Source organism: Modestobacter sp. SYSU DS0657, assembly GCF_054050925.1.
On sequence record NZ_JBJHAG010000002.1, the window covers coordinates 55724 to 71951 of the forward strand.

Consider the following 16228-nt stretch of genomic DNA (forward strand, 5'->3'; position numbering starts at 1 on the left):
TCGGCGGCCCGGGGTCAGGAGGGGCGGCGGGTGCGGGGGTGGTCGGCGGCGATGAGCGCCTCGACCAGGTCGGCGCGGGCCCGGGCCACCCGGGAGCGGATGGTGCCCACCGGGCAGCCGACGACCTCCGCGGCCTCGGCGTAGGGCAGCCCGATCAGCTGGGTGAGGACGAACGCCTCCCGCCGCTCGGGGTCGAGCCGGTCGAGCACGTCCTGCGCGGCGACCGCGCCGCCCACCTCGTCGGCCGGGGCGTCGCGCACCAGGTCGCCCAGGTCGGTGTCGTCGTCGACCAGCACCAGCCGGCGGCGCTTCCTCGAGCGCAGGTGGTCGGCGCACACCCGGCGGGCGATCGACAGCAGCCAGGTGCGCACGCTCGAGCGGCCCTCGAACCGGGCCAGCGCCGGCAGCGCCCGCAGGTAGGTCTCCTGGGTGAGGTCCTCGGCGACCTGCCGGTCGGCCAGGTGGGCGCACAGCCGCCACACCTCGGCCTGCGTCTCGCGCACGAACGCCGCCTGCGCGGCGCCGTCGCCCGCTGCCGCCCGGGCCGCGAGCCGTTCCAGCTGCTCCACGACCACCCTCCGGGAACCCTGCGACTGCCGGCGACGACTATGCCAGTCGTGCGGTGCGTTCCCTTTCGTGAGGCGATCTCGGCGGGTCTGGACGACGAGGACCCGGGCATGCCCCAGCGCTGGGTCGACGAGCATCTGGCCGGCTGCGCGGCCTGCCGCGGCTGGGCGGAGGCGGCCGCGGAGGTGACCCGCCGGGCCCGGCTCGCGCCGGCTGCCCCGGTGCCCGACGTGACCGCGGCGGTGCTCGGCCGGCTGCCGGCGGCCCGGGTGCGGCGGAGCTGGGTGGACGCCGCGCTGCGGCTGGCCCTGCTCGCGGTGGGCGCCGGTCAGCTGGCGGTCAGCCTGCCGGCGTTCCTCGGTGCGGGGTCGAGCGCACCGGTGCACCTGGCGCACGAGACCGGCGCGTGGAACCTGGGCCTGGCCGCCTGCTTCCTGGTGGTCGCCGCCCGGCCCCGGCTGGCCGCCGGCGCGCTGCCGTTCCTCCTCTCCTTCACCGCGGTGCTCGGGGTGGTGACCCTTGCCGATCTCGGCGCCGGCCACGTGCACGCCGGCCGGGCCGGGACGCACCTGCTGCTGGTCTTCGGCGCCGTCCTGGTCAGCGCGCTGGCGTGGCGCGCCCGCACCCCTGGCCGCGGGCCGGTGGGCGCCGTCCGCGAGTGGGCCGGCCGGCTTCCCACCCGGGGCGGGTCCGAAGGTGTCGGGACGACGGTGCACCGCGCTGCCGTCCGTTCGCTACCGACCGAGCCGGTGGCCGAGCAGCGCGCGGCCTGACGTCGCCGCCCATGATCACCTCGGGCTGAGCCGGGCCATTCGCTCCCGGTGGCCCCGCCGGACCCGAGGTGATCATGTGACACCCGGCGTTCACCTGCTCTCCCTACGCTTCCAGGGCCATGAGCACCCCCAGGGACTCGTCGCCGGGGACCGGCGCCCTCGCCCGCCGGCTGGGCACCGGCGACGCCGTCGTCATCGGCCTGGGCTCGATGATCGGGGCGGGGGTCTTCGCCGCGTTCGCGCCGGCGGCGCAGGCGGCCGGCGCCGGTCTGCTGATCGGCCTGCTGCTCGCCGGGCTGGTCGCCTACGCCAACGCGACCGCCTCGGCGCAGCTCGCCGCGCAGTACCCGGCCTCCGGTGGCACCTACGTGTACGGCCGGGAGCGGCTGGGGCCGTGGTGGGGGTTCCTCGCCGGCTGGGGCTTCGTCATCGGCAAGACGGCGAGCTGCGCGGCGATGGCGCTGACCTTCGCCGCCTACGCGGCGCCCGACGGATGGCAGCGCCCGGTGGCGGTGGCCGCCGTCGCCGCGCTGGCCGCGGTCAACTACCGCGGTGTCACCCGCACCGCCCGGCTGACCCGGGTGATCGTCACCGTGGTGCTGACCGCGCTGACCGTCGTCGTGCTGGCCAGCCTGGTCGGCGGCTCGCCGACGTGGTCGCAGGTCAGCCCCTGGGACGGCGTCAGCGGCGGCTGGTACGGCGTGCTGCAGTCGGCCGGCCTGCTGTTCTTCGCCTTCGCCGGCTACGCGCGGATCGCGACGATGGGCGAGGAGGTGCGCGACCCCGCGCGGACCATCCCGCGGGCGATCCAGCTCGCCCTGGGTCTGGCGGTCGCCGTCTACGCGGTCGTGGCGGTCACCCTGCTGGCGGTGCTCGGCCCCGACGGGACGGCGGCGACGGCGGCACCGTTGGCGGCCGCGGTCGACGGGGGCAGCTGGTCGGCGGCGGCGCCGGTGGTCCGGATCGGGGGCGCGGCCGCGGCGCTCGGTGCGCTGCTCGCGCTGATCGCCGGCATCGGGCGCACCAGCCTGGCGATGGCCCGGGAACGCGACCTGCCGGGCTGGCTGGCGGCCGTGCACCCGCGGTACTCCGTGCCGCACCGCACCGAGGTGGCCCTCGCCGTCGTGGTGTGCCTGCTGGTGCTCACCGTCGACCTGCGCGGCGCGATCGGGTTCTCCTCCTTCGGTGTGCTGCTGTACTACCTGATCGCCAACGCGTCGGCGTTCACCCAGGACCGCTCGCACCGCCGGTTCCCCCGCGCACTGCAGGTGTTCGGCGCGGTGGGCTGCGTCGTCCTGGTGGTCACCCTGCCGCCGAGCGCCATCGCGGTCGGCGCCGCAGTGCTGGCGGTCGGCGCCGCGGCCCGCCTGGTGCGCGTCTCCCGGGAACGACGAGCCGTGTGACCCGGTGGGCGGCCGCCGGGCCTGGTTGACTGCCCGTGGTGATCACCGGCCCCGCCGGTGCGGCGGTTCGGGGCACCCAGCGAACAGCAGCCTGTCGTCGAGCGCGGAGAGTGACCACGTGAAGAGTCGTCTGGCGGCAGTGCCGCTCGCCCTGCTGCTCCTGGTGGCCGGGTGCACCGGCTCGGGCGACGACGGCGAGGACACCGCGGCGTCGAGCGCACCGGCCCGCGAGGTCGAGTGGGGCGCCTGCGAGTTCGACGTGCCGGCCGGGGTCGACATCGAGTGCGGCACCCTCGAGGTGCCGGCCGACCGGGACGACCCGGACTCCGGGACGATCAGCCTGGCCTTCGGCGTCGTCGCCGCGCAGGCCGACGACCCGGCCGAGGACCCGCTCGTCTACCTCTCCGGCGGGCCGGGCCAGGGGGCGCTGGAGTTCGTGCCGCTGGCGTTCGGTGAGCTGTACGAGCCGCTGGCCCAGGACCGGGACCTGGTCATCCTCGACCAGCGCGGCACCGGGCTGACCGAGCCGTCGCTGGCCTGCGACGAGTACAGCTCCTGGGTGCGGGAGTCGCTGGGGTCGGAAGAGCCGGTCGAGGAGCTCGCGGAGCAGGCGGCCGCCTCGCTGGAGGACTGCCGGCAGCGCCTGGTCGACGAGGGCGTCGACTTCGCCGACTACGACAGCGCCGCCTCCGCCGCCGACCTCGACGACCTGCGCCGCGCGCTGGGCCACGAGGAGTGGAACCTCTACGGGATCTCCTACGGCACCCGGCTGGCGCAGACCGCCGTGCGCGACACCCCCGAGGGCATCCGGTCGGTGGTGCTCGACGCCTCCTACCCGATCGACGCCGACCTCTACGAGGAGACGCCGGGCAACGCGGCCCGCGCGATCGATGCGCTGTTCGCCGCGTGCGCGGCCGACGCGGGGTGCGCCGAGCGGTACCCCGACCTGGAGCAGACGGTCACCGACCTCGTCGCGGAGCTCGACGCGGCGCCCGCGTCGGTCACGGTGCTCGACCCGACCACCGGTGAGCGGGTGGAGAGCCCGCTGGACGGCGCCGGCTTCGTGGGCTTCCTCTTCCAGAGCATGTACTCCACCGAGCTGATCCCGTTCCTCCCCGAGGTCATCGAGGCCGCGGCCAACGACGAGTTCGGCACGATCGGCCTGCTGCTCAGCGCGTTCACCCAGCAGCTGGACATGGTCAGCGTCGGCCAGCAGCTGGCCGTGCAGTGCCAGGAGGAGGTCAGCTTCAGCGACCCGGACGCGGTGGCGGACGCGGTCGCCGAGCACCCGCTGGTCGAGAGCTTCTTCGCCAGCACGCCCACGATGGGCCCGGGCATCTTCGACGTCTGCGCCAGCTGGGACGCCGGCGAGCCCGGCCCCGCCGAGAACGAGGCGCTGAGCAGCGACCTCCCCACCCTGGTGCTGGCCGGTGAGCTCGACCCGATCACCCCGCCGCGGTGGGGCGAGCAGCTGGCCGAGGAGCTGGGCAACGCCGTCTACGTCGAGTTCCCCGCCACCGGGCACGGTTCGGTGGGCACGCACGAGTGCGCGGTGCAGCTGACCCGGGAGTTCCTCGCCGACCCGAACAGCGAGCCGGACACCTCCTGCGTCGACGACGTCGAGGCCCCCGCGTTCACCCCCGAGGGCGTGCAGGTCGAGATGACGGACTGGGAGAGCGAGGAGCTGGGCCTCGCCGGGGTCCGGCCCGACGGGTGGTCGGAGGTGCTCCCCGGCGCGTTCCAGCAGTCACCGCTGGTCTCGCTGGTGCAGCAGGTGGTGCCCGGGGCCACGGCCGACCAGGTGCTCCAGCAGCTGGCGGCGCAGCTGGGCACCGGCGAGCCGGTCCAGCCGGTCGACCAGCTGGAGACGGCGTCGGTCACCTGGGACCTGTACCGGGTCGACGACCTCGGCCAGCGGGTCGACCTCGCCCTCGCCGAGACCCCGGCGGGCCTGGCCGTGGTGCAGCTGACCGCGAGCCCGGAGCGCAGCGACGTCTACCGGGAGCAGGTCTTCCTCCCCGCCGTCGAGGCCTTCGACCCGGGGGCCTGACGGCCGGGCGGCTACGTCGGGACGGGGTCGCGGAGCACGGGGCAGGACATGCACCGCGGGCCGCCGCGGCCGCTGCCCAGCTCCGACCCGGCGATCGCCAGCACCTCGATGCCGGCCTTCTCCAGCGCCGCGTTGGTGACGGTGTTCCGCTCGTAGGCCACCGCCAGCCGGGGCGCCAGGGCGAGGGTGTTGTTGCCGTCGTCCCACTGCTCGCGCTCGGCGGTGACCGGATCGAGCCCGGTGTCGATCACCCGCAGCTGGTCGATGCCCATCGCCTCGGCCGCGGCGTCGAGGAACGGCCGCGGCCCGCGCACCGACAGCTCCACCGTGTCGGCGTCGTCGGGCAGCTCGTCGCTGGTCACCGTCCAGGCCTGCAGCGAGTCGGCGACCGCCGGGTACATCACCATCGCGTCGACGTCGACCATCGTGGCGATGGTGTCCAGGTGCATGGTCGCCCGCTCCTGGGCGATCGGGACGACCAGCACGGTGTGGGCCAGCCCGCGGGCGAACACCCGCCGGGCCAGCCGTTCGGCGCCGCCCGGCGTCGTCCGCTCCCCGACGCCGACCGCCACCACCCCGGGCGCGAGCAGCAGCACGTCGCCGCCCTCGAGGTGCTCCAGGTGCGCGCCGTAGAGCCGCTCGGCGCCGGCGAAGCGCGGGTGGTGGGTGTACAGCGCCGCGGTCAGCGCGCTCTCCCGCGCCCGGGCCGGCATCGCCAGTGACGTGACGGCCACCTGCCCGCCGACCCACACCGACGAGTCCCGGGTGAACATCAGGTTGGGCAGCGGCGGGACGACGAAGTCCCCGTGTCCCATCAGCTGGTAGGCCAGGCCCCGGCCACCGCGCAGCTCGTCGTGGGCGACCCCGGCGATCAGCGCCTGCGCGAGGTCGTCGGGCGCGAGCCCGGACAGGTGCGCGGTGGTCGCGTGCTGCAGCGTCGCGCCCAGCCGCGGGTCGTCGACGGCTTCGGCGATCACCTCCTCGCGCGCGGCGGGCAGCGCCATCACCTCGGTGAGCAGCCGGTGCAGGTGCAGCACCTCCACGCCGCGCTCGGTCAGCGCCGCGGCGAACGCGTCGTGCTCCTCCTGCGCGCGGGCCACCCACGGCACGCCGTCGAAGAGCAGCTCGTCGTTGTTGCGCGGGGTGAGCCGGCGCAGCTCCGCGCCCGGCCGGTGCAGCAGCACGGTGCGCAGCCGGCCGACCTCGCTGGTCACCGAGCAGGTGGCGGTCATGCCGTCGAGCCTCGCCGATCGGGACGGCGGCGGCCAGCCCGGAACGGGTGAGGCCGGCGGCCGTGATCCACTACGGGTGTGACGCCGGTCGACCCGCCCCCACCGCCGCCCACTCCCGGCGGCCAGCCGCGGTGGCTGGTCGTGCTGCTCGCCGCGGGCCTCTCCCTGTTGGTGGGCGCGGTGCTGCTGCTCCTGCTGCAACTGGCGGGCGTCGAACGGATCGGCCTCCTCGGGCTGCTGCTGGTCCTGATCGCGGCCGCCGTCGCCGGCGGCTACGCCACCCGGGCGCTCGCCACCCGGCTGCCGCCGATGGGCAGACGCCCGCGCGGCTGACCGGCGTGTCGCGCGGCCTCTCCAGTAAGGCCTGGTCAGGCGCGTACGTGCAGGTCAGGTCAGCCTTTCCTGGCTGGCGGGGTCGGCCGGGTGCTGCCAGCCTGGGGTCATGACCCAGATGCTGGACATGCCCCAGGTGCAGGACTGCTCGGTCGACAGCTGTTCGTACAACGCCGAGCACACCTGCCACGCCGGTGCCATCACCGTCGGCGGCGACCACGCCCACTGCGGCACCTTCGTGGAGATCTCCTTCCGCGCGGGGCTCGACCGCACCGGCGTGGTCGGTGCCTGCCACCGCTCGGACTGCGTGCACAACGAGGCGCTCGAGTGCCGCGCGTCCGCCGTGCAGGTGGGTTCGGGCGCCGACGCAGCCGACTGCCTCACCTACACGACGCGCTGAACTCAGGCGACCAGCTGCTCCAGCTGGTCGGCGTCGGGCAGCTGCTCGACGGTCAGCGCCGGCGTTCGCAGCAGGCCGTCGGCCACCGACAGCGCCGCCACCGGGTCGCCGTCGTCGACGAGGACGGCGCGCCCGGCGCGCGCGACCTCCCGCAGCGCGGCGAGCACCGCGTGCCGGTCGGCTGCGGCCAGGCCGTCGGTCAGGTGGTCGACCAGGACGACGGACGCCGCGCCGGCGCGCGCCTGCTCGACGGCGCCCAGCCGCTGCTGGACGTCGTCGTCGGGCGAGGCGGTGAGCCGCAGCACGGGCAGGGAGGCGTGGCCCCCCGCGCACCGGGCGCTACCCGGGTCGAGAGCGGCCAGCGTGGCCTCCCGTGCGCCCGCCGGGCCGACCAGCACCGTGACACCGCCGACCGGCAGTCGCAAGCCCATCCGAACCCCACTTCGTGTCGAGTGAGGCGAGGCTAACCTGATCTCCCGGCCGGGCGCCAGCCGCGCCGGTCAGGCGGGCGCGGTCCGGTCGTCGGGGCGGGGCAGCAGCCAGGAGAGACCGGCGCGCTCCAGCACGGGGCGGAGCCGGTCGGGCAGCCGCACCATCTGCAGCTCGGCGCCCCGGCGGCGCGGCTTGCGGGCCAGGTGCACCAGCAGTTCCAACCCCGCCGCCTCCAGCGCCGTCACCGCGTCGAGATCGACCCGTTCCGGCCACGACGACGGCGGCACCTCGCGGCGGAACCGGCGCACGGCCTCCCGGTCGATCCGGCCGCTGAAGCGGAGCAGGGGACCGGAGCCGTCCTCCGCGAGCAGGACCGCGCCCGATCCGCTGCGATCCGGGCCGATGGTCACGGGGGGCTGGGTACCCGCTCATCCCGGCTGAAACGTGGTCCGGGGCGAAGCCGCAGGTCAGTCGGGCGGGGATCGGTTCGGACCCGGCGTCGCTACCATGCTGCGGCGCCACCAGCCGAGCACCCGGATGCCGCCGTCCGCGCCGATGCGTGGCCGGGTCCCGGCGTGGGTCCACCGGTGGACGGCGGCAGGAGCGGGGAAGCGTGGCCGGCGAGCCGACAGGTGCGCAGCACGAGCTGGAGGCCGATGGCGTGCACGCCGTCGTGACCGAGGTGGGCGGGGGCCTGCGGTCGCTGCGGATCGACGGGCGCGACGTGGTCGCCGGCTTCGACCCGGGCCGGCCGCGGCCGGTCTACCGGGGGTCGGTGCTCGCGCCCTGGCCGAACCGGGTGGGCGGCGGCCGGTACCGGTGGAACGGCCGCGACCAGCAGCTGGCCCTCACCGAGCCCGACCGGCGCACCGCGTTGCACGGGCTGCTGTGCTGGACGCCCTGGACGCTGGTCGAGCGCACGCCGCGGTCGGTGGTCCTCGCCGCGCGCGTCTGGCCCCAGCTCGGCTATCCGCACCAGCTGGACGTCCAGGTCGGCTACACCGTGCAGGCCGCGGGTCTGCGCTGGCAGATCGACGCGGTGAACACCGGCGCCGAGCCGGCGCCCTACGGCTGCTCCGTCCACCCCTACCTGGTGGCCGGGCCCGGCCGGGTCGACGACTGGACGTTCACCCTGGATGCCGGGCGCTGGCTGGCGGTCGACGACGAGCAGCTGCTGCCGCTGGACGAGCGGCCCGTCGAGGGCACGCCCTTCGACTTCCGGGCCGGCCGCCGCCTGGGGGACGTCCAGGTGGACCACGCGTTCACCGGTGTCCGCGCCGGTGCGGACGGCGCGGCGCGGGCCGAGCTGCGGGCCGCCGACGGCGGCGGCGTGGCCATGGTGTGGGACCCGGCCGCGCTGCCGTGGGTGCAGGTGCACACCGCGGACCGGCCCGAGCCCGAGCTGGACCGGGCCGGGCTCGCCGTCGAGCCGATGACCTGCCCGCCCGACGCGCTGCGGACGGGGCAGGACCTGGTCACCCTGGCCCCCGGCGAGGAGCACTCCGCCTGGTGGTGGATCGGGCGGCTGCCGGCCTGACGCCCCCGAGGTGGCACCCCCGGAGGTGGTCCCGGGGCACCCGGAGGCGGTGGGGGACCTGGGGTTCCCGGGGCGGGCGCCGGTGACCGTCCGGGCCCGGCCTGCCGATGACGGTTGCAGAGCGCGCCGACTTCCCCGGCGCGGTCGTCGAGCAGTGGGGGTCTCTGGCGTGAGTGCGTCGAACGGGCACCAGCCCAGGACGGCGGTGGGGCGGGGTGCCGACGCCGCCTGGTGGCTGGTCGACGAGGACGGCGTCGTCCTGGCCGGGCCGTTCCCCAGCCAGCTGGACGCCGCCGTCGCCGGGCTGACGGCCGACGGCTGGTTCGCCGAGCCGGGCTACGGCTCGTGCCGGCCCGACGGGACCCTGTCGCGGCAGTTCTCCCCCGAGGACCGCACCTGGCTGGCGCACCTGTCCGCGCTGCTGGACCGGCTGGCCGACGACTGGGACCCGCTGATCTCCGACGCCGACCCGCTCACCGGCCTGGTCTGCGAGATCACGGCCGCGGTCGCCGAGGCCGGCCTCCCGCTGCACGACTGCGCGGGCCGCACGGCGGACCGGGCGCTGGGCGGGGTGTGCCTGACGCCGAGCCCCGAGCGGGACGGCGTCGTCGTCTCCTGGACGCAGCACGACCGGACGTCGGTGGGTCGGGTGCGCGGCCCGGAGACCGACGCCGCGGTGCAGCAGACGATGAACGCCGCGGTCGCCGAGGTGCTGTCGGCGTCCGGGTTCCTGGTCGAGCCCTTCGGCGCGGTGTCCGTCGTCCGCGCCGCCGACAACCCCACCACCTGGGAGTGACGTCCCGCTGAGCGGACCCGCTGCGGCGATCTGCCGCCGTGGACACCTACCCGCACGGGCACGCCGGGCCGGCATCAAGGGGGTTGAGCCGCCTCACCGACCGGTGAACCGTGCCGTGCCGCGGCTCAACGGCCGGTGGTGCGGGTCGAGCCTCTCCGCCGCGGCCGCGGCGGCAGGCTGCGGGCGACGTCGCAGCCGGTGGCGACCCAGCTGCGCAGCGCCTCCTCGTCGTCCAGCGCGTCTGCGCGGACCAGCAGCCAGCCGTCCAGCTCCCGGCCGCGCATCACCATCCGCGCCACGCCGTCGGTGGCGGTGAGCTCGTCGGCGCGCGCCGGGTCGCTGCGCACCATCAGCCCGTCCTGCCCGGCGACGGCCACGGCCATTGCGCCGTCGACCAGGAACGCCAGCCCACCGAACATCGCCTTCTCCGTCACGCCGTGGTCGGTGGACAGCGCCGCCCGCACCCGGTCGGCCAGGTCCCGGTCGTAGGCCATGGGCGCAGCGTGCCGACGCACGCTGTCGTCGGCAAGGGTCAGGCGGCTGCCGGCACCGGTTGCGCGTCGGCGTGCGCGATGTGCCGGAGCGAGCGCCAGATGAGCACCACGAACACGGCCGACCCGGCGAAGGCGAACCAGAACGGAGCGGTCACGCCCCAGTGCTGGGCGAGCACTCCGCCGATGCCCGAGCCGACCACCAGCCCGCCGAAGACGCCGACGGTGTTGACGCTCCCCACCCGGCCTTGCAGCTCCGACGGCACGGCCCGCTGGCGCACGGCGACCGACGTCGTCCCCCAGACGAAGGCGTGCGCGCCGAAGACGAAGAAGACCGGCAGGGCCACCGCCGGGCTGGAGGTCAGGGCCAGCGCCAGGTGGGTGAGCGTCTCGACCACCAGGCCGATCCTCATCAGGTCGCCCAGGCTCAGCCGGCGGGTGATCCACCCGTACCCGAGGCCCCCCGCGATGCCGCCGACGGCGCTCACCGTCGTCACCAGGCCGAAGCCGACCGCGCCGAGCCCGATCCGCTCGGTGGCGTACAGCACCAGCACCGACCAGGCGGCGCCGAAGGTGACGTTGAAGATCGTGATGGTCAGCACCAGCGTGCGGACGGCGGCGTGGTGCCGCACCCAGCGCAGCCCCTCGGCGATGTCGTGCCGGATCGCCGGCCGCCTGCCCGCGCGCGGTTCCCGGGCCGGCAGGACGACGCGGGTGATGAGCACCGCCCCGAGCGCGATCACCACCGCCTGGGCGCCCAGTGCCCACGCGGCGCCGGCGGTGAACAGGGCGGCGCCCAGCGGTGGGCCGGCGAGCTGGTTGACGGTGATGAAGCCGGTCTGCAGCCGGGAGTTGGCCACCGCCAGGTCGCTGCGGGCGACGAGCACCGGCACCAGCGTCTGGGAGCTGTTGTCCGCGAACACCTCCGCGGTGGCCAACAGGAACAGCGCGGCGAGCACCGCGCCGATGGTCACCCGGTCGGTGGCGACCGCCAGGGTCAGCACGGTGAGGACGACGGCACGGGCCAGGTCGACGACGAGCACGATGAGCCGCCGGTCCAGCCGGTCGGTCAGCGCGCCGGCGACCAGGCCGAAGAGCAGCGGTGGCAGCCACTGCACGGTGGCGGCGAGGGCGACCAGGAACGGGTCCTCGGTGAGCGCGGCGACCAGCAGCGGCCCGGCGGCGAGCGCGATCCCGTCGCCCAGGTTGGACGTCCAGGAGGAGGCGAGCAGCCACCGGAAGCTGCGCCCCAGCCGTGCCGGGACCAGGACCTCACCGACGCGGCTCACGAGCACCGGACCTTAGCCGGGCTCAGGGACGGCGACGTCCGGTCTCCGCCGAGGGCGGACGTTCCACGTGCAACCGTCTCGCCAGAATGGCCATGATGGCGGGCCTCCGGGCCGCCATCATGGCCATTCTGGCGGGAGGGTCAGGCGGGCTGGGGGAAGCGGACGTGCGCCTCCAGGGTGGCCAGCGAGCGGTGCATCCCGATGGTCACCGCCGCGAGGGCGAAGAAGCCCTCGTCGTCGCCGATCTCGGAACCCCGCAGCAGCGCGGTCAGCCGGTCCGCCGCGGTCAACGCCCTCGCGATGGCCGCATCCCGGTCGTCGGGCTCGGTGTCGGTGGCGTGGTAGGGGATCCGGACCACACCGGCCAGGCCGTCCAGCGCATCGGCCAGCACCCAGCCGGTGCCGTCGTCCACCCGGTCCAGCCCGCGCCGGTGCGGCTGGAACTCCACCACCAGCGTGGTGAGGTCGTCGATCAGGACGGCGACGCGGTCCAGCGCGCGGGACTGCTCGCGGATGCTGCTCGCCGTGCCCCGCCAGCGCCGGGCCCGGGGGTTGGCCCGCCGCGCGCGCTCGACCATCGACTCGGCCGAGCGCATCCGGTCCAGGGCCCGGTCCAGCTCCTCCCCGCGGGCCTCCCACTCGCCCAGCTCGGGCACCTGCCCGCTGCGCAACGACGCCGCGATCGTCTCCAGGTGCTCGCCGAGCAGGGTCCGGGTGCGGGCGATCCGCTGCTCGGCGGTGGTCAGCTGCAGCGGCGGGAACAGCAGACTGGTCACCAGCACACCGATCACGGCGCCCAGCAGCGTCAGCCCCGCGTAGCGGAGCGCGTACTCGGCCGGGTCCGCCGTCCCCACGGTGAGCATGAGGACGGCAGCGAAGCTGACCCAGCCGGCCTGCTCGCGGAACAGCCACCGCCACTGCTCGACCACGATCGCCAGCGCGACGATCAGCGCGATGGTGATCGCATTGGAGACGCCCCGGGTCGCCTCGAACAGCGCCACGGCGAGGGCGAACCCGACCAGGATCGCCACGATGCTGCGCCAGGCCGCCGACGCCGAGTCCGCCACCGTGGGGCTCACCGCGATCACCGCGCCCAGCGGCGCGTAGTAGGCGTACGCGGCCAGCGACGGCGGCAGCAGCAGCGCGATCTGCCAGGACAGCCCCGCCGCCAGCGCCGCCCGTACCGCCCGCTGCACCCACGGCTGCTGCAGCCGCGCGATCACCCACCCCACCCCGTCAGCATGCGGGCGACCGGCCGCGGTGCGCACGCGGCTCGGAGGTGACGTCCACCTCCCGGGGGAGGCGCCGGACGCCGGGTCGAGCCGCCCCGCCTGCCGTTGGGCGGCGCCACGGCACGGCTCAACGGCAGGTCGGGCGGCTCAATCCCGGCCTGCGCTGCCGTCCTGCCGGGCGGCGTTGGCCTGGACGGCGGTGCTCACGTACCGCGCCAGGCCCGGGGCGATCCGCTCGTAGTACGCGGTGAACCGCTCGTCCTCCACGTACATCCGGCCCAGCCCGGCGTGGACCTCCGGTGAGCAGTCGTAGAACCAGCGGCTGATGTGCTGCCGGTGCTCCTCGGCCAGGTCCAGGGCCGCGGCCGCGTCGGCGGGCACCCCCGCCGCCAGCGCGGCGGCGAATCGGCGCTCGACGTCGTCGGTCTCGGCCTTGACCTGCAGCCAGTCCTCCTTCGACATCGCTGCCGTGCGGCGCTGCGACTGGGCCCAGGCCGCCGAGTCGCCCCACTTCTGCTCGGCCTCGGCGGCGTACTCCTCCGGGAGCCAGTCGCCGAACACCTCGAACCGTTCCTCCGGGGTCAGGGAGATCCCCATCTGCCGTGCCTCCATCTCCTTCTCCACGGCCGCGACCATCGCCGACGTGCGCTCGAGCCGGTCCCGCAGCAGCCGGTGCTGCCGGCGCAGGTGCACCGCGGGGTCGGCGGCGGGGTCGTCCAGCAGGGTCGCGACCTCGTCGAGGGGGAACCCGAGCTCGCGGTAGACCAGCACCTGCTGCAGCCGGTCCAGGTCGCGGACGTCGTAGCTGCGGTAGCCCGCCGACGTGCGCTCGCTGGGCCGCACCAGCCCGATCCGGTCGTAGTGGTGCAGCGTGCGCACCGTGACGCCGGCCAGCCGGGCCAGTTCGCCCACCGTCCAGCTCATCGCCCCTCCTCTCTCTCGTCGACGGAGACCACGGAACAGCCTGACGTCGGGTCAGGGTCAACCCCCGGGCGCCGAAGTGGCCACTTCGGCGAGAGGGAGGGGTTCGGACGGCGGGACGACGGGGCACTGGCCGGACATGGCCGACGACGTCCGCACGCCCGTGCCCGCCGACGACCCGTTCCCGCGCTCCCGGGTGCGGGTCGGCGACCACGAGATGGCCTACGTCGACGTGGGGGAGGGTGACCCGATCGTCTTCCTGCACGGCAACCCGACGTCGTCCTACCTGTGGCGCAACGTCATCCCGCACGTGCGGGACCTGGGCCGCTGCATCGCCCCCGACCTGATCGGCATGGGCGAGTCGGACAAACTCCCCGACCCGGGGCCGGGCAGCTACTCCTTCGACCGGCACGCCCAGTTCCTGGCCGGCTTCCTGGACGCGGTCGGCGTCACCGAGCGGGTCACCCTGGTGCTGCACGACTGGGGCTCGGGGCTGGGCTTCGACTGGGCCGCCCAGCACCCCGACGCCGTGCGCGGCATCGCGTTCACCGAGGCGATCGTCACCCCGATGATCTGGGCCGACTGGCCGCGGGCGGCCAAGCCGGTGTTCCAGGCGATGCGCGGGGCGGACGGCGAGCGCCGGGTGCTCGACCAGAACGTGTTCGTGGAGAAGATCCTGCCGGCCGAGGTGCGGCGCGGGCTCTCGGCGGAGGCGCACGACCGGTACCGGGCGCCGTTCCGCGAGCGGGCCGACCGCTGGCCGACGCTGGAGTGGCCGCGGCAGATCCCGATCGAGCACGTGCCGCCGGGCGTGCACGACGTCGTCGACCGGTACGGCCAGTGGCTGGCGCACAGCGAGGTGCCCAAGCTGTTCCTCAACGCCGACCCGGGGTCGATCCTGGTCGGCCGGCAGCGCACCAAGGTGCGGCGGTGGCCGGCGCTGACCGAGGTCACGGTGCCGGGTGGGCACTTCGTGCCCGAGGACTCCCCGGACGGGATCGGCCGTGCGCTGGCGGAGTGGATCCCGACCCTGCGCTGAGGTCCTCCGCCTGGGGGGAGGGGCGGGTCAGCCGTGGCGGCCGCTGCCCTGGCGCTCGTGCCGGATCCGGGTCATCGACTCGTTCGCCGAGGCGATCAGCGACTCGGGGGTCGACGCCCGCCCGGACAGCGCCACACCGACGCTGAGCCGGATCCGGCAGGAGAGCTCGGGGGCGGGCTGCAGCGGTGCGTCGAAGGCCGCGGCGACCCGGCGGGCGATCCCCTCCGCGTCGGCGGGGTCGATGATGCCGGGGCACAGCAGCACGAAGGTCTGCGCGCTGATCCGGGCGACGACGTCGCCCTGGCGGACGGCGGCGACCAGCCGGCCGGCGGCCTCGGCGCGCGCGGCGTCGGCGAGCAGCCGGCCGTGGGCGTCCTCGACCGTGGTGATGCCGTCGAGGTTGCAGGAGAGGACCGCGAGCCGGCCGGTGTCCGGCCCGGCGGCGGAGAGCGCGAGCTCCAGCCGGTCGATCAGCAGGCTGCGCACCGGCAGCCCGGTGAGCGGGTCGGGGACCGTGCGCTGCCGCAGCCGCTGCGCGAACTGCCGCTGTGCGGCGACGACGGCGGCCGTCTGCACCAGCACGTCCTGCGACTGCTCGAAGCGGATGGTCTCCATGGTCGGTGCTCCCGTTCGCTGGGCGGCCGCACCTCGGCCGTCACACCAGGAGTCGGCAGCACCGGCCGCCGGCTTGAGCGCCGGCTGCCCCGGGAGGAGGAGTCAGCCGGCCAGGGTGCGGACGGTCTCGACCACGGCGACGACGGCGAAAACGGCGAACAGCACCGCGGCGACCCGGCGGATCAGCGCGACCGGCAGCCGGTCGGCCAGCTTCCGCCCCAGGAACGCGGCGAGCCCGGAGACGACCAGCAGCGCGGCCCAGGAGCCGACGAACACCGACAGCGGCTCCTCGTAGCGGGCCGCGAGCCCGGCGGTGGCCAGCTGCGAGAGGTCGCCCCACTCGGCGGCGAACAGCACCCCGAAGGAGATGGCCGCGGCGCGCAGGAAGGAGGTCCGCTCCCGGGCCTGCGCGGCCTCGGCGTCCTCCGGCCCCTCGCTCGCGCTGCGCCACAGCAGCACCGCGCCGATCAGGAAGAGGGCAGCGACCACCCCGCTGACCAGCGCGTCGGGCAGCAGGGACAGCAGCGAGCCGGCGGTGACCGCGATCGCCACCTGCAGGCCGAACGCCGTGCCGACGCCGACGAACACCGGCAGGGCCGGGAACCGGGTGGCCAGCACCAGGGTGGCGAACAGCGTCTTGTCCGGCAGCTCGGCAGGCAGGATCAGGACGAAGGCGGCCAGGACGACCGAGGGGACCACAGTGCTCTCTTCCGCTCAGCGTCGCCGGGCGGGGATGCGGGGCAGCCCTCGACCGGCGGCGCACCATCAGGTGGCCGGCAGGCCGAAGGTCTCGCCCACCCGCGCCGGAGCACGGGCCCGCTGACCGGGCGCGCGAGCGCGCCAGCATGTCGACCAGCGGTCGGGGGGCTACTCCCCTTCTCGGCCCAGGAGACTAGCCGATGCCCCGGGGTGGGCAGCGCGGCGACCGCCGCGGCGGGCACCTCCAGCGGCGCCCTTGCGTCGACCAGGGCACCGAGCAGCACGTCCCCCGAGGCACCTGCGCACGGGTCGAGCCAGCCGGCGGCCACGCCCGATCAGGCCCGCCCCCCCCCGATGATCATCGGCACGTGGTCGCCCGCCACGCCGGTGGGCACGACCAACCGCCGATGATCAACCGG

18 protein-coding genes are annotated in these 16228 nt (G+C 75.5%); 8 read left to right on the plus strand and 10 right to left on the minus strand.

Annotated elements, in window-relative coordinates:
• Nucleotides 1-14: 14 nt before the first annotated feature.
• Complete coding sequence (locus ACI79A_RS01775; RefSeq protein WP_457079292.1) at nt 15-569, minus strand: sigma-70 family RNA polymerase sigma factor; 555 nt, start codon at nt 567-569, stop codon at nt 15-17.
• Nucleotides 570-608: 39 nt separating this feature from the next.
• On the opposite strand from ACI79A_RS01775, the gene ACI79A_RS01780 reads away from it, so the two are divergent.
• The 3 genes from ACI79A_RS01780 to ACI79A_RS01790 all read left to right on the plus strand — a co-directional run bounded on the left by ACI79A_RS01780 (nt 609) and on the right by ACI79A_RS01790 (nt 4793).
• On the plus strand, nt 609-1340 hold the full coding sequence (locus ACI79A_RS01780; protein ID WP_457079294.1) for a zf-HC2 domain-containing protein: 732 nt from the start codon (nt 609-611) through the stop codon (nt 1338-1340).
• A gap of 119 nt (nt 1341-1459) precedes the next feature.
• Nucleotides 1460-2743, plus strand: coding sequence for an APC family permease (locus ACI79A_RS01785; RefSeq protein ID WP_457079296.1), 1284 nt, complete (start codon nt 1460-1462; stop codon nt 2741-2743).
• Nucleotides 2744-2861: 118 nt separating this feature from the next.
• Nucleotides 2862-4793: an alpha/beta hydrolase gene (locus ACI79A_RS01790; RefSeq protein ID WP_457079298.1), complete on the plus strand. Its 1932-nt coding sequence runs from the start codon at nt 2862-2864 to the stop codon at nt 4791-4793.
• An 11-nt stretch (nt 4794-4804) separates the two neighbouring features.
• Here the strand turns inward: ACI79A_RS01790 and ACI79A_RS01795 are convergent, their stop codons facing one another.
• Nucleotides 4805-6025: an arginine deiminase gene (locus tag ACI79A_RS01795; RefSeq protein WP_457079300.1), complete on the minus strand. Its 1221-nt coding sequence runs from the start codon at nt 6023-6025 to the stop codon at nt 4805-4807.
• Nucleotides 6026-6103: 78 nt separating this feature from the next.
• Here ACI79A_RS01795 and ACI79A_RS01800 point away from each other — a divergent pair, with 78 nt between their 5' ends.
• Complete coding sequence (locus ACI79A_RS01800) at nt 6104-6358, plus strand: hypothetical protein (protein WP_457079302.1); 255 nt, start codon at nt 6104-6106, stop codon at nt 6356-6358.
• 109 nt (nt 6359-6467) lie between these two features.
• Complete coding sequence (locus tag ACI79A_RS01805) at nt 6468-6758, plus strand: DUF1540 domain-containing protein (RefSeq protein ID WP_457079304.1); 291 nt, start codon at nt 6468-6470, stop codon at nt 6756-6758.
• Nucleotides 6759-6760: 2 nt separating this feature from the next.
• On the opposite strand, the gene ACI79A_RS01810 is transcribed toward ACI79A_RS01805, so the two are convergent.
• The gene (locus ACI79A_RS01810; protein ID WP_457079306.1) at nt 6761-7189 is read right to left on the minus strand and encodes an ATP-binding cassette domain-containing protein; all 429 of its coding nucleotides are present in this window, start codon (nt 7187-7189) and stop codon (nt 6761-6763) included.
• 69 nt (nt 7190-7258) lie between these two features.
• Nucleotides 7259-7600: an STAS domain-containing protein gene (locus ACI79A_RS01815; RefSeq protein ID WP_457079308.1), complete on the minus strand. Its 342-nt coding sequence runs from the start codon at nt 7598-7600 to the stop codon at nt 7259-7261.
• A gap of 203 nt (nt 7601-7803) precedes the next feature.
• On the opposite strand from ACI79A_RS01815, the gene ACI79A_RS01820 reads away from it, so the two are divergent.
• Nucleotides 7804-8727 carry an aldose 1-epimerase family protein gene (locus ACI79A_RS01820; RefSeq protein WP_457079310.1) on the plus strand — a complete coding sequence of 308 codons (924 nt, stop codon included), beginning with the start codon at nt 7804-7806 and terminating at the stop codon, nt 8725-8727.
• Nucleotides 8728-8896: 169 nt separating this feature from the next.
• Nucleotides 8897-9523, plus strand: coding sequence for a hypothetical protein (locus ACI79A_RS01825; protein ID WP_457079312.1), 627 nt, complete (start codon nt 8897-8899; stop codon nt 9521-9523).
• Between the two features lie 125 nt (nt 9524-9648).
• Here ACI79A_RS01825 and ACI79A_RS01830 read toward each other — a convergent pair whose 3' ends face one another.
• The 4 genes from ACI79A_RS01830 to ACI79A_RS01845 all read right to left on the minus strand — a co-directional run bounded on the left by ACI79A_RS01830 (nt 9649) and on the right by ACI79A_RS01845 (nt 13459).
• A complete protein-coding gene (locus ACI79A_RS01830; RefSeq protein WP_457079315.1) occupies nt 9649-10017 on the minus strand; it encodes a TfoX/Sxy family protein in 369 nt (122 codons plus the stop codon).
• Between the two features lie 38 nt (nt 10018-10055).
• Entirely contained in the window at nt 10056-11303 is a 1248-nt protein-coding gene (locus ACI79A_RS01835) for an MFS transporter (protein ID WP_457079317.1), read from the minus strand.
• A 140-nt stretch (nt 11304-11443) separates the two neighbouring features.
• Nucleotides 11444-12526, minus strand: a complete 1083-nt coding sequence (locus ACI79A_RS01840) for an FUSC family protein (RefSeq protein ID WP_457079319.1) — start codon at nt 12524-12526, stop codon at nt 11444-11446.
• 156 nt (nt 12527-12682) lie between these two features.
• Entirely contained in the window at nt 12683-13459 is a 777-nt protein-coding gene (locus ACI79A_RS01845; protein WP_457079321.1) for a MerR family transcriptional regulator, read from the minus strand.
• 136 nt (nt 13460-13595) lie between these two features.
• On the opposite strand from ACI79A_RS01845, the gene ACI79A_RS01850 reads away from it, so the two are divergent.
• Complete coding sequence (locus ACI79A_RS01850; protein ID WP_457079323.1) at nt 13596-14495, plus strand: haloalkane dehalogenase; 900 nt, start codon at nt 13596-13598, stop codon at nt 14493-14495.
• Between the two features lie 27 nt (nt 14496-14522).
• Here the strand turns inward: ACI79A_RS01850 and ACI79A_RS01855 are convergent, their stop codons facing one another.
• The gene (locus ACI79A_RS01855) at nt 14523-15110 is read right to left on the minus strand and encodes a diguanylate cyclase domain-containing protein (protein ID WP_457079325.1); all 588 of its coding nucleotides are present in this window, start codon (nt 15108-15110) and stop codon (nt 14523-14525) included.
• A gap of 102 nt (nt 15111-15212) precedes the next feature.
• Entirely contained in the window at nt 15213-15809 is a 597-nt protein-coding gene (locus ACI79A_RS01860; RefSeq protein ID WP_457079327.1) for a TMEM165/GDT1 family protein, read from the minus strand.
• Nucleotides 15810-16228: the final 419 nt, after the last annotated feature.

Coding starts and splice junctions, on each gene's coding strand:
- ACI79A_RS01780 (WP_457079294.1), top strand. CDS start 609: ATGCCAGTCGTGCGGTGCGTTCCCTTTCGTGAGGCGATCTCGGCGGGT.
- ACI79A_RS01785 (WP_457079296.1), top strand. CDS start 1,460: ATGAGCACCCCCAGGGACTCGTCGCCGGGGACCGGCGCCCTCGCCCGC.
- ACI79A_RS01795 (WP_457079300.1), bottom strand. CDS start 6,025: ATGACCGCCACCTGCTCGGTGACCAGCGAGGTCGGCCGGCTGCGCACC.
- ACI79A_RS01805 (WP_457079304.1), top strand. CDS start 6,468: ATGACCCAGATGCTGGACATGCCCCAGGTGCAGGACTGCTCGGTCGAC.
- ACI79A_RS01810 (WP_457079306.1), bottom strand. CDS start 7,189: ATGGGCTTGCGACTGCCGGTCGGCGGTGTCACGGTGCTGGTCGGCCCG.
- ACI79A_RS01830 (WP_457079315.1), bottom strand. CDS start 10,017: ATGGCCTACGACCGGGACCTGGCCGACCGGGTGCGGGCGGCGCTGTCC.
- ACI79A_RS01845 (WP_457079321.1), bottom strand. CDS start 13,459: ATGAGCTGGACGGTGGGCGAACTGGCCCGGCTGGCCGGCGTCACGGTG.
- ACI79A_RS01850 (WP_457079323.1), top strand. CDS start 13,596: ATGGCCGACGACGTCCGCACGCCCGTGCCCGCCGACGACCCGTTCCCG.
- ACI79A_RS01855 (WP_457079325.1), bottom strand. CDS start 15,110: ATGGAGACCATCCGCTTCGAGCAGTCGCAGGACGTGCTGGTGCAGACG.